18 protein-coding genes are annotated in these 21389 nt (G+C 68.4%); 10 read left to right on the top strand and 8 right to left on the bottom strand.

Going from position 1 to position 21389, the window contains the following annotated elements:
- Window positions 1–140: 140 nt before the first annotated feature.
- Window positions 141–2150, bottom strand: a complete 2010-nt coding sequence (gene dnaA, locus ACFXGX_RS08805; RefSeq protein WP_384786768.1) for a chromosomal replication initiator protein DnaA — start codon at window positions 2148–2150, stop codon at window positions 141–143.
- Between the two features lie 398 nt (window positions 2151–2548).
- Between dnaA and rpmH the strand changes: the two genes are divergently transcribed.
- The 9 genes from rpmH (at window position 2549) to ACFXGX_RS08760 (ending at window position 9649) form a co-directional block, all read left to right on the top strand.
- Entirely contained in the window at window positions 2549–2686 is a 138-nt protein-coding gene (rpmH, locus tag ACFXGX_RS08800; protein ID WP_006381191.1) for a 50S ribosomal protein L34, read from the top strand.
- A 21-nt stretch (window positions 2687–2707) separates the two neighbouring features.
- Window positions 2708–3079, top strand: a complete 372-nt coding sequence (rnpA, locus tag ACFXGX_RS08795) for a ribonuclease P protein component (protein WP_078942937.1) — start codon at window positions 2708–2710, stop codon at window positions 3077–3079.
- The gene (gene yidD, locus ACFXGX_RS08790; RefSeq protein ID WP_384786764.1) at window positions 3076–3429 is read left to right on the top strand and encodes a membrane protein insertion efficiency factor YidD; all 354 of its coding nucleotides are present in this window, start codon (window positions 3076–3078) and stop codon (window positions 3427–3429) included. The genes rnpA and yidD overlap by 4 nt, the downstream gene beginning before the upstream one ends.
- 3 nt (window positions 3430–3432) lie before the next feature.
- The gene (gene yidC, locus ACFXGX_RS08785) at window positions 3433–4743 is read left to right on the top strand and encodes a membrane protein insertase YidC (RefSeq protein ID WP_384786761.1); all 1311 of its coding nucleotides are present in this window, start codon (window positions 3433–3435) and stop codon (window positions 4741–4743) included.
- A gap of 15 nt (window positions 4744–4758) precedes the next feature.
- On the top strand, window positions 4759–5268 hold the full coding sequence (locus tag ACFXGX_RS08780; protein WP_355768758.1) for a R3H domain-containing nucleic acid-binding protein: 510 nt from the start codon (window positions 4759–4761) through the stop codon (window positions 5266–5268).
- A gap of 118 nt (window positions 5269–5386) precedes the next feature.
- The gene (rsmG, locus tag ACFXGX_RS08775) at window positions 5387–6103 is read left to right on the top strand and encodes a 16S rRNA (guanine(527)-N(7))-methyltransferase RsmG (RefSeq protein ID WP_351869328.1); all 717 of its coding nucleotides are present in this window, start codon (window positions 5387–5389) and stop codon (window positions 6101–6103) included.
- A gap of 436 nt (window positions 6104–6539) precedes the next feature.
- Entirely contained in the window at window positions 6540–7613 is a 1074-nt protein-coding gene (locus ACFXGX_RS08770) for a ParA family protein (RefSeq protein ID WP_384786936.1), read from the top strand.
- On the top strand, window positions 7610–8704 hold the full coding sequence (locus ACFXGX_RS08765; RefSeq protein ID WP_384786757.1) for a ParB/RepB/Spo0J family partition protein: 1095 nt from the start codon (window positions 7610–7612) through the stop codon (window positions 8702–8704). Before ACFXGX_RS08770 ends, ACFXGX_RS08765 begins: the two co-directional genes overlap by 4 nt.
- A 327-nt stretch (window positions 8705–9031) precedes the next feature.
- Complete coding sequence (locus ACFXGX_RS08760; RefSeq protein ID WP_384786754.1) at window positions 9032–9649, top strand: GNAT family N-acetyltransferase; 618 nt, start codon at window positions 9032–9034, stop codon at window positions 9647–9649.
- A gap of 148 nt (window positions 9650–9797) precedes the next feature.
- Here ACFXGX_RS08760 and trxA read toward each other — a convergent pair whose 3' ends face one another.
- The 7 genes from trxA to ACFXGX_RS08725 all read right to left on the bottom strand — a co-directional run bounded on the left by trxA (window position 9798) and on the right by ACFXGX_RS08725 (window position 19532).
- Window positions 9798–10130, bottom strand: a complete 333-nt coding sequence (trxA, locus tag ACFXGX_RS08755) for a thioredoxin (RefSeq protein ID WP_384786751.1) — start codon at window positions 10128–10130, stop codon at window positions 9798–9800.
- A gap of 45 nt (window positions 10131–10175) precedes the next feature.
- Window positions 10176–11135: a thioredoxin-disulfide reductase gene (trxB, locus tag ACFXGX_RS08750; RefSeq protein ID WP_384786748.1), complete on the bottom strand. Its 960-nt coding sequence runs from the start codon at window positions 11133–11135 to the stop codon at window positions 10176–10178.
- A gap of 123 nt (window positions 11136–11258) precedes the next feature.
- Window positions 11259–12194 carry an anti-sigma factor family protein gene (locus tag ACFXGX_RS08745; RefSeq protein ID WP_384786745.1) on the bottom strand — a complete coding sequence of 312 codons (936 nt, stop codon included), beginning with the start codon at window positions 12192–12194 and terminating at the stop codon, window positions 11259–11261.
- Complete coding sequence (gene sigM / locus ACFXGX_RS08740) at window positions 12191–12922, bottom strand: RNA polymerase sigma factor SigM (protein ID WP_355768774.1); 732 nt, start codon at window positions 12920–12922, stop codon at window positions 12191–12193. The genes ACFXGX_RS08745 and sigM overlap by 4 nt, the downstream gene beginning before the upstream one ends.
- 29 nt (window positions 12923–12951) lie before the next feature.
- Window positions 12952–14670: a protein kinase family protein gene (locus tag ACFXGX_RS08735; RefSeq protein ID WP_384786741.1), complete on the bottom strand. Its 1719-nt coding sequence runs from the start codon at window positions 14668–14670 to the stop codon at window positions 12952–12954.
- Window positions 14671–14788: 118 nt separating this feature from the next.
- A complete protein-coding gene (murJ, locus tag ACFXGX_RS08730) occupies window positions 14789–17041 on the bottom strand; it encodes a murein biosynthesis integral membrane protein MurJ (RefSeq protein WP_384786738.1) in 2253 nt (750 codons plus the stop codon).
- Window positions 17042–17087: 46 nt separating this feature from the next.
- Window positions 17088–19532 (bottom strand): DUF6049 family protein, encoded by a 2445-nt coding sequence (locus ACFXGX_RS08725; RefSeq protein WP_384786735.1) that lies wholly within the window; start codon window positions 19530–19532, stop codon window positions 17088–17090.
- Between the two features lie 223 nt (window positions 19533–19755).
- On the opposite strand from ACFXGX_RS08725, the gene ACFXGX_RS08720 reads away from it, so the two are divergent.
- Window positions 19756–21222 (top strand): CCA tRNA nucleotidyltransferase, encoded by a 1467-nt coding sequence (locus ACFXGX_RS08720; protein ID WP_384786732.1) that lies wholly within the window; start codon window positions 19756–19758, stop codon window positions 21220–21222.
- Window positions 21223–21389: the final 167 nt, after the last annotated feature.

Here is a 21389-nt window from a genome sequence, read left to right as displayed (position 1 = left end):
CCAGGGACGATGTCCCTGGACGCCCTTCGGCTGGTCTCCGTCGGTCTCCGTCGGTCTCCGTCGGTCTCCGTCGGTCTCCGTCGGTCTCCGTCGGTCTCCGTCGGTCTCCGTCGGTCTCCGTCGGCCGACGGGGACCTTCGTCAGCCGTTCTTGATGCGGTTCGTGAGCTCGGTGACCTGGTTGTAGATGGAACGGCGCTCGGCCATCAGCGCACGGATCTTGCGGTCCGCGTGCATCACGGTCGTGTGGTCGCGGCCGCCGAACTGCGCGCCGATCTTCGGCAACGACAGATCCGTGAGCTCACGGCACAGGTACATGGCGATCTGCCGTGCCGTCACCAGGACACGGCTGCGCGAGGACCCGCACAGATCGTCCACCGTGAGCCCGAAGTAGTCGGCTGTGGACGCCATGATCGCGGGCGCGGTGATCTCGGGGGCCGAGTCCTCGCCGCCCGGGATCAGGTCCTTGAGGACGATCTCCGTCAGACCGAGGTCCACCGGCTGCCGGTTGAGCGACGCGAACGCCGTCACCCGGATCAGCGCGCCCTCCAGCTCGCGGATGTTGCGCGAGATCCGGGACGCGATGAATTCCAGCACCTCCGGCGGGGCGTTGAGCTGCTCCTGGACCGCCTTCTTGCGGAGGATGGCGATACGGGTCTCCAGCTCGGGCGGCTGGACGTCGGTGATCAGACCCCACTCGAAGCGGTTGCGCAGCCGGTCCTCCAGTGTGACGAGCTGCTTGGGCGGCCGGTCGCTGGAGAGCACGATCTGCTTGTTCGCGTTGTGCAGGGTGTTGAAGGTGTGGAAGAACTCCTCCTGCGTCGACTCCTTGTCCGCGAGGAACTGGATGTCGTCGACGAGCAGGATGTCCATCTCCCGGTACCGCTTGCGGAAGCTGTCGCCCTTGCCGTCGCGGATGGAGTTGATGAACTCGTTGGTGAACTCCTCCGAGCTCACGTACCGCACCCGGGTTCCCGGGTAGAGGCTGCGCGCGTAGTGCCCGATCGCGTGCAGCAGGTGCGTCTTGCCGAGTCCCGACTCCCCGTAGATGAACAGGGGGTTGTACGCCTTCGCCGGCGCCTCGGCGACGGCCACGGCGGCGGCGTGCGCGAAGCGGTTCGAGGCGCCGATCACGAACGTGTCGAAGAGGTACTTCGGGTTCAGCCGCGCGGTGGGCTCGCCCGGGGCCGGCGCAGGCTGCGCGGACTTCGGCCCGGGGGCACCGCCCGCGGACGGCAGAGAGGGAATGCCCCTGCGCCCCTGGCCGCCGTCGGACGGATTCTGCAGATCGCGGCGGTCGGGGCGCTGGTCGTAGTCGGGGCGCTGCTGCTCGTAGGACGGGCGCTCCACCGACTGGGGCCGGTAGTCCTGCTGCGGCGAGGCGTAGGGGTCCCGCTCGGGGAAGCCGAGGCGCTGCTGCTGCCAGCCGTAGTCGTCCTGGGAGTGGCGCGGCCAGGCGCCCGGTTCCGGGCGCTGGTAGTCCGGGTACGCGGGACGGGCGGTCGGGAGCTGGTCGCCCGGGGCACCGGGCAGCGGTTCGGCGCGACCGCCGCGGTGGTCGTCCGCGCGGTGGCGGCCGTAGCCCTCGTACCCGTCGCGACGGGAGTCGTACGGAGCGCGGTCCTCACGGCCCTGCGGCTCGTACGCGCCGCGGTCGTCGCGGCCCTGATCGGCGTCGTAGCCGCCGCGCTCGTCCCGTCCCTGGCCCTCGTACGCCCCGCGCTTGTCCCGGTTCTGCGCGCCGTCGTACGCGCCGCCCTCGTAGCCGCCGCGGTCCTCGCGGCCCTGGCTCTCGTACGGGTCACGGCCCTGGGCCGGTCCGGCGGGGAGCTCGGGCTCCTCGTAGCGGGGCGGGGCGGGCATGGAGGGCTCGCCCGCGGAGTCGTCGACGGTGATGGCGATCCGGATGGGGCGCCCGCACTCGCGGCTCAGTGTCTCGCTGACGATCGGGGCGAGACGGCCTTCCAGTACGTTCTTGGCGAACTCGTTGGGGACGGCGAGCAGAGCGGTGTCGGCGACGAGGGCCAAGGGCTGACAGCGCTTGATCCAGTGCTCGTCCTTCCCCTCGACACCCTGCCCGCGGCCCTCGCCCAGAAGTTGCTCCAGTACGCGTGGCCACACTGCGGCAAGATCGGCAGGTACGTCAGCCACGGGGCACGCTCTCTCACGGGTCCCACGAACGTGTGGTTCTGGGAACAGGTTGGGAAGTCAGTCGCTTGGGGCGGGGGGAACAAAACCGCTGGGGCGGCGGGAAGGGAACGAATCGGAGTTCAGCCACGGTAGTCAGGGCGACGGGTGCGGTTCAAGTTGTTGTCCCCAGCCTGTGGATAGTGTCCCCTGCCGGAGGTTGGTTTGACCGGATGGCGTAGCCGCGCGTACCGTAACCAGGTCGAGTTGTCGATGGCTGCTGCCGCCTGCCTCCGATGGGCACAGATCGCGAAGAGCGATCGGGAAGCGGTGCACTCGGGCGTAATGCGAGTTTCCTCGTGGGCGCACGGTGACAGCCAGGACGGCACCCCGCCACCACCGATTCTTTCTGGAGCCCCCGAGTGAGCAAGCGCACCTTCCAGCCGAACAACCGTCGTCGCGCCAAGACCCACGGCTTCCGCCTGCGGATGCGTACCCGTGCCGGCCGCGCGATTCTCGCGAACCGCCGTGGCAAGGGTCGCGCGAGCCTGTCCGCCTGATTACTCACAGGTCATGATCTCGTGCTGCCTACCGAGCATCGGCTGAGGCGGCGCGAAGACTTCGCGACCGCGGTACGCCGAGGACGCCGGGCCGGACGCCCGCTTCTCGTCGTCCATCTACGTAGCGGTGCACCGGACCCGCACGCGCCTGGGGAGAGCGCTCCCTCGACGCGTGCGGGTTTCGTCGTGAGCAAAGCCGTGGGCGGAGCGGTCGTCCGCAACAAGGTGAAGCGCAGACTTCGCCATTTGATGCGCGACCGAGTCGCCCTGTTGCCCCCCGGTAGCCTGGTAGTCGTACGAGCGCTGCCCGGTGCGGGTGACGCCGACCATGAACAGCTGGCCCGAGACCTGGATGCCGCCCTGCAGCGGCTGCTGGGAGGGGGCGCGCGATGAAGTACCCACTGCTTGCTCTCATCAAGCTGTACCAGTGGACGATCAGCCCGTTGCTCGGGCCGGTCTGCAAGTACTACCCGTCGTGCTCCCGATACGGCTACACAGCCATCGACCGGCACGGTGCGATCAAGGGAACGGCACTAACCGCCTGGCGCATCCTGCGGTGCAATCCGTGGTCGCTGGGTGGTGTGGACCATGTTCCGCCACGCAAGCGTCCGCGCTGGCACGAATTGCTGCGTAACGCCTGGCGTACACGCAGGGGCGGGACCTCCGCCGCCGAACCGGCCATCGGGGAGCCCACTGTCCCGAGCCCGGCCGCCGAGACCCCGTCCCATGCTCAAGGAGCTTGATTAGTGGACACGATTGCCAATCTTTTCAGCTTCATCACGACACCCGTTTCCTGGGTCATCGTCCAGTTCCACACGGTGTACGGCCACATTTTCGGCCCTGACACCGGGTGGGCCTGGGGCTTGTCCATCGTGTCCCTGGTGATTCTGATCCGTATCTGCCTGATCCCGCTCTTCGTGAAGCAGATCAAGGCGACCCGGGCCATGCAGACGCTGCAGCCCGAGATGAAGAAGATCCAGGAGCGCTACAAGAACGACAAGCAGCGCCAGTCCGAAGAGATGATGAAGCTGTACAAGGACGCGGGCACCAACCCGCTCTCCTCGTGCCTTCCCATCCTGGCGCAGTCCCCGTTCTTCTTCGCCCTGTACCACGTGCTCAACGGCATCGCGTCGGGCGAGACCGTGGGTGTCATCAACCAGAGCCTCCTGGAGAGCGCGCAGAAGGCACACATCTTCGGCGCCCCGCTGGCCGCGAAGTTCCTGGACAGCGCCGAGACCGTCGAGAAGCTCGGCGCCTCACTGACGGACGTCCGCGTCGTCACCGCGATCATGATCGTGCTGATGTCGGGGTCGCAGTTCTACACGCAGCGCCAGCTGATGACCAAGAACGTCGACACGACGGTGAAGACGCCGTTCATGCAGCAGCAGAAGATGCTGATGTACGTCTTCCCGATCATGTTCGCCTTCTTCGGTATCCGCTTCCCCGTCGGTGTCCTCATCTACTGGCTGACCACGAACGTGTGGACCATGGGCCAGCAGATGTACGTCATCCGCAACAACCCGACCCCGGGCTCGAAGGCTCAGGCCGCGTACCTGGAGCGCCTGCAGAAGCACGTCACGCAGCACGGCAAGACGCGTGGCCGGGGCGAGAAGGCCATCGTGAAGGCCATCGTCGCCAAGGGCCGTGACCGCAACGAGTTCGAGCGCAAGTTCGTCAACGGCCTCACCAAGGCGGGTCTCGTGGCCCAGCCCGACGGCGTCGTGGTGGCCGGCGAGAACACGATGGTCGTCGAGTCCGAGGACGGCACCACGACCACCGCGGCCGCCACTCCCAAGCGTCAGCAGCCGAAGCGCCAGAGCAAGGCACAGCGTCAGTCGGGCGGAGCGTCCGGCAGCACGTCGGCCGACACGTCCGCCGACGACGCGGAGCCGAAGACTTCGCTGAGCAAGTCCGACGAGCCGCAGGACGTCAAACCCTCCGCCGCCGCCAAGCCGGCCTCCGGGAGTGGCAGCAAGCCCGGCACCGGTACCCGCAGCAAGGCCCAGTCCGGACAGCGCAAGGGCCCGCAGCGGCCCAAGTCCCCGTCCAAGAAGTAAGAAGGAGTCCATCCCGTGACGGAAGGCACCACCTCCGCCGCCGCTGAGGGCGACACCCTGACCCGCCTGGAGCAGGAGGGCGAGATCGCGGCGGACTACCTCGAGGGTCTGCTCGACATCGCCGATCTCGACGGCGACATCGACATGGACGTCGAGGCCGACCGCGCCGCTGTCTCGATCGTCAGCGACTCGGGCGGCCGAGACCTGCAGAAGCTGGTCGGCCGCGACGGCGAGGTGCTGGAGGCACTCCAGGAGCTCACGCGTCTGGCCGTGCACCGGGAGACTGGAGACCGCAGCCGGCTGATGCTGGACATCGCGGGATTCCGGGCCAAGAAGCGCGAGGAGCTCTCCGAGCTGGGTGCCAAGGCCGCCGCCGAGGTCAAGAGCTCCGGTGAGCCGGTGAAGATGGACCCGATGACGCCCTTCGAGCGCAAGGTCGTGCACGACGCGGTCAAGGCCGCGGGCCTGCGCAGCGAGTCCGAGGGCGAGGAGCCGCAGCGCTTCGTCGTCGTGCTTCCTGCCTGATCGGTACGTACGTTCCTTCGGCCCCGTCTGTTGCGCAGACGGGGCCGAATTTTGTCAGCCTGATAGTCCTGGTGATCAGCGCTCAGTGCGCTCAAGCGGTACGGAAGGACGGTCCCCCGTGACGGAGGCAGCGGAGCTTCCCCCCGCGCCCGAGCAGGCGCGCGAGGTATTCGGTGATCGCTTCGCGGATGCGGTCCGGTACGCGGAACTGCTGGCCGAGGCGGGAGTGCAGCGCGGGCTGATCGGCCCACGGGAAGTGCCCCGGCTCTGGGAGCGGCATCTGCTGAACTGCGCGGTGCTCTCCGAAGTCGTGCCCGAGGGCGTGACCGTGTGCGATGTCGGTTCCGGTGCGGGACTGCCTGGCATTCCCCTGGCACTCGTCAGGGAGGACATCAAGATCACACTGCTCGAACCTCTGCTGCGTCGGACGAACTTCCTCACGGAGGTCGTGGAACTGCTCGGTCTCGACCATGTGACCGTCGTCCGCGGCCGAGCCGAGGAGGTCATGGGCAAGCTCCAGCCGGTTCACGTGGTGACCGCCAGGGCGGTCGCTCCGCTCGACCGGCTGGCGACCTGGGGCATCCCACTGCTGCGCCCGTACGGCGAGATGCTGGCCCTCAAGGGTGACACCGCCGAGGAGGAGCTGAAGGCCTCTGCCACGGCGCTGAGCAAGCTCGGTGCCGTGGAGACGTCCATCCTGCACGTCGGCGAGGGCATCGTGGATCCGATGTCCACCGTGGTGCGGGTGGAGGTCGGTGAGAGCCCCGGCGGTGTGCGCTTCGCCGCGAAGCGGGCCAAGGCCGCCAGGACGGGTCGGACGCGCCGCCGGCGCTGATCCCGGTTCGATGCGACCATCGCGACTCCCGGTTCCCATGTGAGGGGCCGGGAGTTTCGCGTTCGGGGCCGGGGCGGGCCGGGAGGTTCTCCGTTCGGAGCCGACGTAGGGCCAGGGGATTCTCCGTTCGGAGTCAGGAGTTGTTTCTCACTCCGGCTCACTCCTGGCGGATTGATTCCTATGATGCGACCTATTGCGCAAAAGCTGGCAAACCTGCGCATATCGGAGTGTCGCGCCGCGATGATCCGGGCGGCTCGGCATCGTGTTTCACGTGAAACGTCGCTCACTGTTGCACGGCATCATCAGTCGCGGCCGGGCTGCGGCCGAACCTCGCGATCGGAAGCCTCTCGGGGCACTCGGAGGGGGTCCGGAGTTGTCCACAGAGGTGGATTTCTCCACAGAACAACGGGCCTCGCTGGTTCGCGACCCCAATGGCATGGGAGGCTCTGTTCATTGCGAGCCTGAAGTCGAGGAGAGTGAATCCTTGCGGTCCGACGCCAACATCGCGGGACCGATGACCGATCCGGTCCCCGGTCCCCGTACCGAGTCGATGGGGGACGATGTTTCACGTGAAACACCGCCCCCGATGGACGACACTCCCATCGGTCGTGCTGCCCAACTGGCTGTGGAGGCGCTAGGTCGCGCCGGCGAGGGCCTGCCACGGCCTGAGCAGACCCGAGTCATGGTGGTCGCCAACCAGAAGGGTGGGGTGGGTAAGACCACGACTACGGTCAACCTTGCCGCCTCGCTGGCACTGCATGGCAGCCGGGTCCTGGTGATCGACCTCGACCCTCAAGGCAATGCCTCCACGGCGCTGGGTATCGATCACCATGCCGAGGTTCCATCGATTTATGACGTGCTGATCGACAGCAAGCCGCTCTCCGAGGTGGTTCAGCCGGTCCCCGATGTCGAGGGTCTTTTCTGCGCCCCCGCCACCATCGATCTCGCCGGTGCGGAGATCGAGCTGGTGTCGTTGGTGGCCCGAGAGAGCCGGCTGGAACGAGCGATCCTGGCGTACGAGCAGCCGCTGGACTACATCCTCATCGACTGCCCGCCGTCGCTCGGTCTGCTGACGGTCAACGCCCTGGTCGCCGGCGCGGAGGTGCTCATCCCCATCCAGTGCGAGTACTACGCACTCGAAGGCTTGGGGCAGCTCCTGCGCAACGTCGACCTGGTGCGCGGCCACCTCAACCCCGACCTCCACGTCTCGACGATTCTGCTCACCATGTACGACGGTCGGACCCGCCTCGCGTCCCAGGTCGCGGAGGAGGTGCGCAGCCACTTCGGCAAGGAGGTGCTGCGCACGAGCATTCCGCGCTCGGTCCGTATTTCGGAGGCCCCGAGTTACGGTCAGACGGTTCTGACCTACGATCCGGGTTCGAGCGGTGCTCTCTCGTACCTTGAGGCGGCGCGCGAAATCGCCCTTCGAGGAGTCGGAGTGGCGTACGACGAGCAACATGCCCATCTGGGCGGACAGAACGATCAGAACATGGTGGAGGGGATCCAGTGAGCGACCGACGACGGGGTCTGGGGCGGGGCCTGGGCGCGCTGATTCCTGCGGCTCCGACAGGTGAGCGGCCGGGTGTTTCGGCGAGTGGGTCACCCTCCTCGCAGACTGCCGGACCGGTACTCACCGCGGAGCGCGGGGTCGCGGCGGCGAAGGTGACCACGCTGCCGTCTGTTTCACATGAAACGGACGAGGGAGCGGGCAACGCGTCGCTGGAGACGTTCCAGGCTCCCGTCGGCGCCCACTTCGCCGAGCTGCCCCTAGACGCGATCACGCCGAATCCGCGCCAGCCGCGTGAGAACTTCGACGAGGACGCTCTCGCCGAGCTGGTCACCTCCATCAAGGAGGTCGGACTCCTCCAGCCCGTCGTCGTACGCCAGGTGGGTTCCGGGCGCTACGAGCTCATCATGGGAGAGCGTCGCTTCCGGGCCTGCCGTGAGGCGGGGCTCGAGGCCATTCCCGCGATCGTGCGCGCGACGGAGGACGAGAAGCTTCTCCTGGACGCGCTCCTTGAGAACCTCCACCGGGCTCAGCTGAATCCGCTGGAGGAGGCGGCGGCCTACGACCAGCTCCTCAAGGACTTCAACTGCACGCACGACCAGTTGGCGGACCGGATCGGGCGGTCGCGTCCTCAGGTTTCCAACACCTTGCGGCTGCTGAAGCTCTCCCCGTCGGTTCAGCGTCGTGTGGCTGCCGGAGTTCTCTCCGCGGGGCATGCCCGGGCACTCCTCGCGGTCGACGACTCGGAGGAGCAGGACCGTCTCGCTCACCGCATCGTCGCGGAGGGGCTCTCGGTGCGGGCCGTGGAGGAGATCGTGACCCTCATGGGGTCGCGTCCGCAGACGGCTCAGCGCTCCAAGGGGCCGCGGGCCGGCAGCCGGGTCTCTCCGGCGCTGAGCGATCTGGCGACGCGTCTCTCCGACCGCTTCGAGACTCGGGTGAAGGTCGACCTGGGGCAGAAGAAGGGCAAGATCACTGTCGAGTTCGCTTCGATGGAAGACCTTGAACGCATCCTCGGCTCCCTCGCTCCGGGAGAGGGACCGGTCCTTCAGAAGAGCCTTCTGGACGACGACTCGGACGACGCGGAAGCCTGAGCCGACTTTTGGTGGTCCGATGTCCGATCGGGTTCACCTGAAGAGCGGGCCGTGTCCGGCGTGTGCCGGAATACGGTCCGCTCTTTGCTTTCTGGCGGTATCGATGGAATCGCTTCGTGGCTACGATGCGATGGGTATGGCGCATCCACCTGGCAGCACCTTCATCGGGGAGGCGGGGGTCATGCAGACCGTGAGCCGTACCGGACTGGTGACCGCGGGTCTGGGTCTGGGAGCGGTCGGCGGGTTCGTCGGCAGCCTGCTCAGAGAGCGGAGCCATCTGACAGCCGCCCGTGAGGCCGCGGGCGAAGGAAGCGAGGAACAGCCTTCATGGGGCGCCGGTTCGTACCGCTCACGCTGGACAACCTTCCGGACCTTCCCAAGCGCTGTCGCACGTGCGTCTTCTGGGAACTGGATCCTGTCAGCGGTGAAGCCGCGCTGAAGGCGGGCACGAGCACCGTGGAGAAGGAAGCGTGGATCTCCTCGGTACTGCTGGACTGGGGGTCGTGCGGCCGGGTCGCCTACGTGGACGAGGTGCCGGTGGGCTACGTGCTCTACGCACCGCCTGCCTACGTCCCCCGTTCCACGGCGTTCCCCACAAGCCCCGTGGCTCCGGACGCGGTTCAGCTCATGACCTCGTTCATCATGCCGGGCTACCAGGGACAGGGGCTGGGCCGGGTGCTGGTCCAGACGGTGGCCAAGGATCTACTCCGTCGTGGATTCAAGGCGATCGAGGCTTTCGGAGACGCCCGGTGGAAGGAACCCGCCTGCGTGCTCCCCGCCGACCATCTCGTCGCGGTGGGCTTCAAGACCGTGCGCCCTCACCCCAGATACCCTCGCCTGCGGCTGGAACTGCGGACCACGCTCTCCTGGAAGGAAGACATGGAGTTGGCGCTGGACCGTCTCCTCGGAGCGGTACAGAAGGAGCCTGCGCTTCGTCCTCTGTGACGTCGGCCGACCGCTGCATTTGCGTCCAGGGCCGACGCGTCCCTCCGACCGTTCGGCCGCCCTCGGGCAAAGCGAATGGGCCAGCCCGCTCGGGCTGGCCCATTCGTGTTTCACGTGAAACACACGCCGCATGTGCGGCCGTCGCCGACTACTCGCTGATGAACTCATCGAGGTCGCGCACGATCGCGGCCTTTGGCTTCGCACCGACGATGGTCTTGGCGACCTCGCCACCCTGGTAGACGTTCAGAGTCGGGATCGACATGACGCCGTACTTGGCAGCCGTCGCCGGGTTCTCGTCGATGTTGAGCTTGACGATCTCGATCTTGTCTCCGTGCTCGGCGGCGATGGCCTCGAGCGACGGGGCGATCTGGCGGCAGGGACCGCACCAGGCGGCCCAGAAGTCCACCAGGACGGGCTTGTCGCTCTTGAGGACGTCCTGCTCGAAGGAGTCGTCGGTCACGTTCTTGAGGGTGCCGGCCACGGCGGGCTCCTTAGCTTGTTGGTGCGGTGGGGAGGAGGGAGGTGATCAGACGGTGGCGGCCGCGGTCTCGCTGTCCGTCAGGGCGGCGAGGTAGCGCTCGGCGTCGAGGGCGGCGGAGCAGCCGGTACCGGCCGCGGTGATCGCCTGGCGGTATGTGTGGTCGACGACGTCACCGGCGCCGAAGACACCCGTCAGGTTGGTGCGGGTCGAAGGTGCGGCGACCTTCAGGTAGCCCTCGCCGTCCAGGTCGAGCTGACCCTTGAAGAGCTCGGTGCGCGGGTCGTGACCGATCGCGATGAACAGACCGGTCACCGGCAGCTCGGAGGTCTCGCCGGTCTTCAGGTTGCGCAGCGTCAGACCGGCCAGCTTCGGGTCGCCCTTGATCTCGGCGATCTCGCTGTCCCAGATGAACTTGATCTTCGGGTCCGCGAAGGCACGCTCCTGCATCGCCTTGGAGGCGCGCAGGCTGTCCCGGCGGTGAACGATGGTGACGGACTTGGCGAAGCGTGAGAGGAAGGTGGCTTCCTCCATCGCGGTGTCGCCACCACCGATGACGGCGATGTCATGGTCCTTGAAGAAGAAGCCGTCACAGGTCGCGCACCAGGAGACGCCCCGCCCGGAGAGCGTGTCCTCGTTCGGGAGACCGAGCTTGCGGTGCTGCGAGCCCGTCGTGACGATGACGGCCTTGGCGCGGTGCACCGTGCCGGCGGTGTCCGTGACGGTCTTGATCTCGCCCGTCAGGTCGACGGCGACGACATCGTCCGGGACCAGCTCGGCACCGAAGCGCTCGGCCTGGGCGCGCATGTTGTCCATGAGCTCGGGGCCCATGACGCCGTCCTGGAAGCCGGGGAAGTTCTCGACCTCGGTGGTGTTCATCAGCGCACCGCCCGCGGTGACAGCGCCTTCGAATACCAGCGGCTTCAGCGACGCGCGCGCGGTGTAGAGCGCCGCCGTGTAGCCGGCGGGCCCAGACCCGATGATGATCACGTTACGGACGTCGCTCACGGCTTGATTCCTCGTCTCTGGAGACTGCTTCGTTCCGGTGGGAGCATCTCTCAGTACTCTCACCCCACCCAACGGATCCTAAGGGGCTTCAATTCCCGCTGTGTCGGGGCACACGGAGACCGTTCAGGAACGGCCGTACGACCGGGTCAGGAGCAGCTTGCCGGGCGACGGAGAGGACTGCTTCTCACAGGAGGCGTCGACGAGGTAAGCGGTGACCTTCGTCTTGTCGGCGGCGTCGGACACCACGAGGAGATAGACGTTCTTCCCCTGGAACGATCCGGCCTTGGCGGCGAGGAGCGCCCCGGGGTCTCCGGTCCCCTGCTGGACGCACTCGGGAACCGCGGGGGTGGGGGTGATCAAGGTCTTCACCCCACCCGAATCGGTTCCGGCGTCCTGCGACTCGGCACTCCAGGGCTTGACGCTGGCCGAGCCGTCACCCGACGTCTTGTTCTTGGCGAGAAGGCCCGAGACCTCGCCCTTCAGCGTCTGCGCGGAGAATGCCGTCGGTGATCCCGACTCGTGCTGGGTCGCCGACTGGCCGGTTTTTCCGGAGCCGTCGCCGTCCAGGGACTGCACGAGGATCGCGCCCAGGCCCAGAGCCGCCGCCGCGAAGGCGGCGGTGAGGAGGACCGTCCTGCGACGGCCGTGACGGGCCCGGTGGGAGCGACCGGGGCCGGTGGCCCCACGAGGATGTCCTGAAGGACTGTCGGCGGGCGACGCGGGCGATGTGGGCGACGCGGTTGATGTTTCACGTGAAACATGAGCACGGTCGGCGTCGGCGCCCGCCGTTTCGTCGGGAGCTGTGGAGTTCAGCAGAGCTTCGGCGGCCAGGGCGGCGTCGATGCGTTCGGCGACATCGTCCGGCATCCGCGTGGGACCCGGCAGGGTGCCGAGAAGGCCGCGGATCTCCTCCAGGGAGTCGTAGACGTCGGCGCAGAGTTCGCACCCGTCGAGGTGCTGCCGCACGTCCTCGGTGCGGGAAGGCGAGAGCAGGCCTTCGGTAAGGTCGGAGATCTCCGCGACGTCCGGGTGTCCGGCCTTGTCCGTCGTGGATGTCACGCCCGCCCACCTCCGCCCTTCACAGCCGCTGAATCGCTTGGCCCTGTCTCGCGAGCACCCGACGAGGGAGGTCCCGCTGCGGGTGGGACGGATGTCCCCTGCGTCCGGTTCCGTCCGCCGCCCGACTTCTTCGTCTCCTCGTCACCCGGGCTCTCCGTGCGGAGATGGGTGAGCAGGGGCAGGAGTCTGGCTCTGCCACGCGCGCAGCGGCTCTTCACGGTGCCGGTCGGTACATCGAGGATGCGGGCCGCCTCGGCCACGGGGTAGCCCTGCATGTCCACCAGGACGAGGGCGGCGCGCTGGTCGACGGGGAGGGTGCCCAGGGCGCCGATGAGCTCGCGGTGGAGGTCGTTGCGTTCGGCGGGAGCGGCGGCGGACTCGTGCGGTTCGAGAAGCTGCTCCAGGCGCTGCGTGTCGTCGACGGGGGACGTCTTCCTGGAGGCTGCCTTGCGGGCGCGGTCCAGGCAGGCGTTCACCGTGATGCGGTGCAGCCAGGTCGTGACGGCCGACTGGCCCCGGAAGGTGTGGGCGGCCCGGTAAGCCGAGACAAGTGCGTCCTGGACCGCGTCAGCGGCCTCCTCGCGGTCTCCCAGCGTCCGCAGGGCCACGGCCCACAGGCGGTCGCGATGGCGCCGCACAAGCTCACCGAAGGCGTCTGGATCCCCTTCGACGTGGCGGGCCAGGAGGTCCTGATCGCTTGCTATGCCGTGTTCGGCTTCATCGGCCATCGGACCCCCCTCTCCTTCGTCGACGAGCGTCAGCCGCTGAACTTCACATCCGTGATGCCCTGCTTGTAGCCGGCGCCGCTGTACTGATCACCGGATGCGTAGGGCATCGCTGTGATCCAGAGCAGTACGTACTGCGTCGGCGCCTTCTTGGTGACGGTGATTTTCGCCGTGGTGCCGTTCGATGTGATGGTCCCGATCTTCGTCATCGAGTCCACCGGTGTCGAGGAGCTCGTGGAGTCCGCCGCGTAGAGGGTGATCGTGGTGTGGTCACCGGCGTAGCGGAGCCCTATCGAAGCCGCGGACACGGTCTGCTGTGAGCCGAGGTCGTAGACGATGCCGACGCCGGGCTTGAAGGACGGCTTCATCTCCGGACCGTCCACGAAGCTTCTGCTCCGCCAGTACGTGGAGCTGTCGCCGTCGTACGTGTTGCGAACGTCTTCGGGGGCCTGGGCGTCGCCCTTCGCGACGTACTCCTCCGCACCCTTGATCGCGATCGGCTTGAGCGCCGCGGGCTTGGTGCCGCCCTTCTCGTTGCCGTCCGTCGTCTGGGTCTTCTTGGTGTCCTCGGGCTTGTCGTGGTCCATGAGCGCGTCCGCGAGCTGCCAACTGCCCAGGCCCAATGCGGCGATGAGGAGAGCCGACACGGCCCACTTCAGGGCTGTGCCGGTACGGCTCTGCAGCGGGGGCGGCGGAGCCGGCAGGACCTGGGTGGCGCCCGGACGAGGCGACTGCCGGCCGTAGGTGCCCTGCTGGTACGTCGTGCGCTGGTACTCGGGCGGTGCGGTGAACGCGGGCTCCGGCGGGCGGATGCGCGGCATCTCGCCGATCGCCTTCACGAGCTCCTCCGGCGTGGTGCACGGGGACTCGTGGCGAGAAGCGGTCGCACCGTCGTTGGCGAGCGCGCGCATGGCGAGCTCCGACAAGCCCCGGTGTACACCGGCGCGTACCTGGTCGGGTGCGATGAGGCCGACGCCCTTGGGCAGCCCGGACAGGCCGTAGGCGTCGCTCTCGTACGGCCAGCGCTGGGTGAGGGCGGCGTACAGGAGTGCGCCGATCGCTTCCGTGTCGGTGCGCTGCGGGGTGTCCGAACTGATACCGCGCAGCGCCGCGTTCACGGCGAGCCCGCGGATGCGCCACTGGCCGGTGGACGTGCGCAGCACGGCGCCCGGGGTCAGCTTGAGATGGGCGAGGCCCTCCCGGTGTGCGGCGGCCATGGCCCCCGAGACCTGACTGACCATCTGGTAGGCCTCGTGCACCTCGAGGGGCCCCGAGGCGAGGAGGGCGGTGAGCTCCGTGGCGTCCGGCAGCCACTCGTGGACCACGTAGACGAGGTCGTTCTCCTCGACCGCGTCCAGGACCTGGACGAATCGGGGATCGCCCAGAAGGGCGGAGGAACGGGACGCCGCCAGGACGGAGCGGGCACGCGGATGGTCGGCGGGCAGCAGGTGCACCCCGACGGCGCGGCGGAGCTTCTCGTCCATCGCGCGCCAACTGCTGAAACCGTCCAGTCGGGTGACGCACTCTTCGAGGCGATAGCGCCTGGCGAGTTTGTGACCACTGTGCAGTTCGGGCGGTGAGGCCTTTCCGGGACCCTCGGTCCCGCCGCTCCCCTGTGCCTCTTCGCTGTCCGTTTCCCGCTCCTGGTTGAGGGCCACCCCGTCGGACGTGGTTTGGTCCGCCTTGGCGGTCAGCGGTTCGTCACCGCTGTTGTCTGCCACGTCGACGGCAGCCGTGCTCCGTTCCGCCACCGTCGTCCCTGCCTCCCCATCCATTGCGCGCTGTCCGACGCAGAAACCAATTGTGCCCACAGTCCGGCGCTATGCACGACACACGACGACGGACGATGGTTGTGCGCGTACCCCCGCCTCAGCGCCCCAGGCGCCCGCGGACCATTCCGACCATTGAGTTGAGTTCTTCGATGCGCATCTTGCGCGCCGCGACGTAGAAGACACCGAGCAGGGCGATCGATCCGAGGACGAGCGCCGCGATCGAACCGAACACGCCGTACCCGAGGACTCGGGTGATCGCGAAGCCTACGGTGCCGCCCACCACGGCGCCAGGGACGGAGGCCAGGCACAGACGGGCGTACGTGCGCAGCACGCGGGCACCGTCCAGGTCACCGCCCAGCCGCCTGCGCAGTCGCTGCCAGGCCACACCGACGCCCACGGCGTACGCCAGTCCGTAGGCGCCGGCCATGCCGACGACCGCCCACTGCGCGGGCAGGACCATGTAACAGGCGGCCGAGGCGGCCGCGTTGACGGCGGCCACGATGACCGTGTTGTAGAACGGCGTGCGGGTGTCCTCGTAGGCGTAGAAGCCGCGCAGGATCACGTACTGCACCGAGAACGGGATCAGGCCGAGGGCGAAGGCCATGAGGACGTAGCCCTGGGACTGGGCGGACTGCAGGCCGCTGGAGCCGAAGAGCAGGGTGCACATGGGGACGCCCAGGGCGACGAACATGAAGGACACCGGGACGATGGCGACGGCCGAGGTCCGCAGACCCTGCGAGATGTCGTCACGGACGGCTCCCGGGTCTCCGTCGTGGGCCGCTCGCGAGATCCGCGGAAGCATGGCCGCCATGACGGAGACCGTGATGATCGCCTGTGGCATGCCCCAGATGAGCTGGGCGTTGGCGTAGGCCATGATGCCCGCGCCGCTCTTGCCCGAGGCCTTGCCCGCCGCCGTGGCGAGCTGCGTGACGACGAGAACGCCGGCCTGGTTGGCGAGGACGAAGAGCACGGTCCACTTGGCGAGCTTGATGGCCTTGCCCAGGCCGTGGCCCCGCCAGTCGAAGCGCGGACGGAACCGGAAGCCGGCCTCGCGCAGGTACGGAACCATCGCCGTGGCCTGGACGACCAGGCCGAGCAGGGTGCCGATGCCCAGCAGGCGGACGCCGTCCGGCGGGATGTTGGTGACCGCCATCCCGGAGTGCCGGGCCGTTCCGTAGACCCAGAGGAACATGCCGAACGTGAAGATCATGACGATGTTGTTCAGGACCGGGGTCCACATCATCGCGCCGAACTTCCCGCGGGCGTTGAGGATCTGGCCCATGACCACGTGCACGCCCATGAAGAAGATCGTGGGCAGGCAGTACCGGGCGAACGTGACCGCCACGTTGTTGGCCGCGGGGTCGCTCGCGATGGGCGACGACATCAGCTTGACCAGCAGCGGCGCGATGAAGACCGCGGCGGTGACGATCACACCGAGGGCGACCATGACGAGGGTCAGCAGGCGGTTGGCGTACGCCTCGCCTCCGTCGTCGTCCTCCTTCATGGACCGCACGAGCTGGGGCACGAAGACCGAGTTGAGGCCGCCGCCGACGGTGAGGATGTAGATCATCGTCGGCAGGGTGTACGCGACGGTCCAGGCGTCACCAAGGGTCGCCGCACCCAGGGCGGCGGTGATGATCATGGTTCGTACGAAGCCGGTGAGACGGGACACCAGCGTGCCCGCCGCCATCACGGCGCTCGACTTCAGCAACCCGGAGGCACGGCCGCCGGACTTCGTCGAAGCGGCCGCGGGCGGCTGAGCGGCCGCCGGAGCGGGCTCAGGGGCCGGTGCCGGGACCGCGGGGGAGGCGGAGGGAGCGGACGGGGCGTAGCCGTGGCGGGCGCCGCCCTGCTGCTGGTCGCGGAAGAGGTGAGCGAAGGCGTCGGGCTCAAGCTGTTCCTCGCCCGCCTGGGTGACCAGATCGTCCACGCCCACGTACTGGGTGGTCCGGGCGTCGTCGCCGTACGGCAGGTGACGCGTCGGCCCGGCCGGCTCCGGAGGGGGCGTCTGGGCCCACAGCCGCGGGTCGGGCGCGTACTGCGACGCGGGCGGCTGTGCGTAGAGCGGCTGTTGGGGGGCGTACGTTCCGGGCGGCGGCGGAGGGTGCGCGGCACGGTCGTAGAGCGCCTCCGCCACCGGGTCCTGTGCCGAGAGGTCCTGAGCCCGGTACGGATCCTGGTCGTAGGCGTCCTGGAGGTACATGTCCGCGGGAGACCCCTGCGGCATCCGAGTGTTCTCCGGCGTGCCCTCGGGGTGGCCGGGGCGGTCGGCGGCCTGGTCCGGGTAGTCCTCGGGGTAGCCCGAGGATCCCGCGCCCTGGCCGCGGTCACCGTCGTACGGCGCGTTCATGGTTACCCCACCTCATCGTCCCCGGGCCCACCGGCCACGACATCGCTCAACGGTCCACTCTCTCACCCGTGCCGGACGGGCCGGCGCTTTCCGGTGCGGTGTCCGGTGTCGGGTCACTCGGCTGCTCCGGGTCGTCTGCCCCGGACTCCGGGGCGGAAGCCCGTTCGGGACCGGCCTCGGAGTCGTCGGTGGAGTCAGTGTCCACGGTGGCTTCGGCGTCCTCGCCGTCGCCCCCCGCCTCGGGACCGTTCTCCGTATCCTCCTCGGCCCGCCGGGCCGCCGCGCGCTTGCGCTGCGTGTACATCCGGAAACCGGCGAGTACGAGAAGCAGGACGCCGCCGCCGATGACGAGCATCACGGTGGAGGTGATCTCGGTGACCTTCACCTCGAAGGGAACCGGGTCGCCGTACGGCTGCCCGTCCTCCGTGTAGAGCTGGGCGACGACCTGCACCGGGCCGTTGGCCTTGGTGGACGTCGTGAACTTGACCGACTGGCTGTGCTCGCCCGCCACCTGGATCGGCTGCTCGTCGTACGGGCCGTTGCCGATCTTGAGGCGGGTGGGCTGCTGCGAGGTGAGACGCAGCATCAGATGGCCGACGCCCTGCACGAGGTTGTTCTGGACGGTCACGGGGATCGTGGCGCTGCGCCCGGACAGTTTCGCGTCCGACTTCTGGATCAGATGCACCAGGCCCATGAGCCCGTCGAGGTAGGTCTCCACCCCCTGCCGGAAGTCCGCCGCCTCAGCGGTCCGACCGCGCCAGGACGACGACATGCCCCGCTCTATGGCTCGTCCGAACGGAGTGACGACACGGGACTCGTCGGTCAGGATCACGCGGAACTTGTCGAGCTTGGCCTGGGTCGCCTGGATCCGCTCGAACGCCGAGCGCGGCAGCTCCCGGTGGCGCAGCGCCGGCGGGTACGAGGACGCGGAGGGCACCCTCGTGGTGGCGCCGGGGTCCGGCTTGGCCTTGGCGGCCTCGGTCAGGCCCTGGGACTGCGACCAGTTCCCCTGCTGGAGCGCCCGCAGGGCCTCGGCCATGGACTGCGCCTGGCTCGCCGTGGGCATGCGTTGCGGAGCGACGACGATGCTGCGCTCCTTCTTCGGCTCCTGCAGGTTGATCATCAGGCTCTGCGCGAGGAACTTCTGGACGGCGAGGGTCGAGGTGTCCGCCTTCATCATGTCGCCCTGGAACGCGGTCGACATCCGCTCGTCCGCGACCACCGCCGTGGTCCCGCCGCCGATGGGGCGGGCGGCGCTGGGCGTGTAGGGCAGGCCGCCCGTCTCGCGGAGGCTGTCGCTGCGGGCGATCACCTTGTCCGCGCCGGCCGACGTGGCCACCTTGATGATCGACGGGTCCACCGCACCGTCCGCGGGCCAGGCGAACTCCGTGCTCGGCTTCACGTGGACGATCGTCTCGACCGTGTCGGCCGCCACGTCGGTGGCGTCCTTGAGGTGGCTCAGGGAACCGGTGACGTCCTTGCCGTGGTGGGCCAGCGACGCGAGATCGGGGTCGGCGAACGGGAGGGCCACCAGGGTCTGGCCCTGGACCGCCTTCTCCAGCTTGTCGAGCCAGGCGGTGGCCACCGCCTGGTTCTTCCCGGCGACGGTGGTGTCGTTCTCCTGCTGGATCCGGTAGCCGCCCCGCATCGCGTCCACGGAGGCCAGCAGGTCGGGGTCGAGGACCCAGGTGACATCGAGCTGGCTGCCCAGCGACAGGAGCTGGTCCAGGCGGCCGCCCGGGGAGATCTCCTTGGCCAGGTCGTCGTTCTTGAAGACGGGCGTCTGCTGAGCGTCCGAACCCGTCTCCGCCGTGAGGTGGACGGTGGAGATGAGCGGCCAGAGGTACGTCGTCTTCGTCTTCGTGTCCGCCGCGTCGGGCTGCCAGGGCAGGAACGTCCGCTCGATGCCGAGGACCTGGTCCCACGGCTGCGCGGTGGTCCGGCCCGTGAGCGACACACCGAGCTGGTAGACCCCGTCGGAGCCGAGGTCTAGATCCTTGACCGGGACCGAGAGGGAGAAGTGCTGCGAGCTGCCGGCGGCGAGCTTGGTGACCTTCGCGACGTACTTGCCGCCGATCTCCAGCGCGTCGACGCCCGGCTGGAAGCTGGTGCGCTTCGCGACCGTGTCGATGGCGGTGCGGGTGTTCAGGGACGGTCCGACCCGGATGCCCACGTGGGCGTCGGTGACCGTCTGCTTGCCCGTGTTGGTGACGGAGCCCGAGACCGTGACCGTGTCGCCGTCGGTGGGGACGCTGGGCGTCAGCGAGTCGAGGCTGACGTCCACGGGGCCGGACGACCCCGAGGCGGTGGCCACGGACTCGGAGGCGGTGGTGGTCGCGGAAGCCTTCTCGGCGGCCTGTGAGGGCGTACTCAGGGGGAGCTGGAGCAGCCCGGCCAGCAGCGGCGCCCCGGCCAGCAGTGCACCGCCGCGCCGGAGCCACCGGCGGGCAGGTGAGGGACTCGTCCCTTGGAAGTCTGCCGCCTCGGCCACGCGCTCGCCCGTCCCTCGTCGTCGTCAGTGGTCGTCGGAATGTGCGTCCACGCATGGTAACGAGGTGCGCTGAGAGTAAGTGCCACGGAGTGGTCCTCAAGATCAGGGATGAGGGCCGACTGTCCTGTATGTGCGCCTATTCTGCCCGCGAAAAGATGTGGGGCACAGGTGTGGGATTTATCCGGGCGCCCCCCACCGCCTCGGCCACGTACCCTTTTCTGTTGTGCCGAACGCCAACGAAGACAATTCCAGTGCCCTGAGTCAGGTGCAGCACCGCGCGGTGAGTGAACTGCTGCGGGTGTCTCCTGTCGCCGACGAGCTTGCCCGCCGTTTCCAGGAGGCCGGGTTCTCGCTCGCCCTGGTCGGCGGCTCGGTCCGGGACGCGCTCCTCGGTCGGCTCGGCAATGACCTGGACTTCACGACGGACGCCCGGCCCGAGGACGTACTGAAGATCGTCCGGCCCTGGGCGGACGCGCTGTGGGAGGTCGGGATCGCCTTCGGCACGGTCGGGGCGCAGAAGGAAGCCCGTGTGGGCGATGTGGAGCAGTCGTTCCAGATCGAGATCACGACCTACCGCTCCGAGGCGTACGACCGGACCTCGCGCAAGCCGGAGGTCTCCTACGGCGACTCCATCGAGGAAGACCTCGTGCGCCGCGACTTCACGGTGAACGCGATGGCCGTCGCGCTGCCGGAGAAGGAGTTCATCGACCCCTACGGCGGTCTGGACGACCTCGCCGCGCGCGTTCTGCGTACCCCGGGCACCCCGGAGGCGTCCTTCTCCGACGACCCGCTGCGGATGATGCGCGCCGCGCGGTTCGCCGCGCAGCTCGACTTCGAGGTGGCGCCCGAGGTCGTCGCCGCCATGACGGACATGGCCGGGCGTATCGAGATCGTCTCCGCGGAGCGGGTGCGGGACGAACTGAACAAGCTGATCCGGTCCGCCCACCCGCGCAAGGGTCTGACGCTGCTCGTGGACACGGGGCTCGCCGAGCACGTGCTCCCCGAGCTTCCCGCCCTGCGCCTGGAGCGGGACGAGCACCATCGTCACAAGGACGTCTACGAGCACACGCTGATCGTCCTGGAACAGGCGATGGCACTGGAAGAGAACGGGCCCGATCTGACGCTCAGGCTCGCCGCGCTGCTCCACGACATCGGCAAGCCGCGGACGCGCCGCTTCGAGCAGGACGGGCGGGTCTCCTTCCACCACCACGAGATGGTGGGCGCCAAGATGACCAAGAAGCGGATGACGGCGCTCAAATACTCGAACGATCTCGTCAAGGACGTCTCACGTCTGGTCGAGCTGCATCTGCGCTTCCACGGGTACGGCACCGGCGAGTGGACGGACTCGGCCGTCCGCCGCTATGTACGTGACGCGGGCCCGCTCCTCGACCGCCTCCACAAGCTGACCCGCTCCGACTGCACCACGCGCAACAAGCGCAGGGCAGCCGCCCTCTCCCGGGCCTACGACGGGCTGGAGGAGCGCATCGACCAGCTCAAGGAGCAGGAAGAGCTCGACGCGATCCGTCCGGACCTCGACGGCAACGAGATCATGGAAATCCTGGGCATCGGCCCCGGCCCCGCGATCGGCCAGGCCTACAAGTTCCTGCTCGAGCTGCGGCTGGAGAACGGGCCGATGGAGTATGACGCCGCGGTGGCGGCGCTCAAGGAGTGGTGGGCCGAGCAGGGCTGAGAGAGGGCCGCCCGTCATGTTTCACGTGAAACATTGACGTCGGGCCACGCGAAGGGGCGGTGTTTCACGTGAGCATAATCCACCCCATCGCCGGGGGTCAGGGGGCGGGGTGTCAGAACATGACGGAAACGAAAGACAGCGCGAGCTCGGCTAGGAGAAGGTAGGCG

Origin of the sequence: Streptomyces sp. NPDC059371, assembly GCF_042751995.1 — a bacterium.
Lineage (GTDB): Bacteria > Actinomycetota > Actinomycetes > Streptomycetales > Streptomycetaceae > Streptomyces.
Note: the sequence above shows the minus strand (reverse complement) of the source record. Positions and strands in the feature narration are given on the sequence as shown.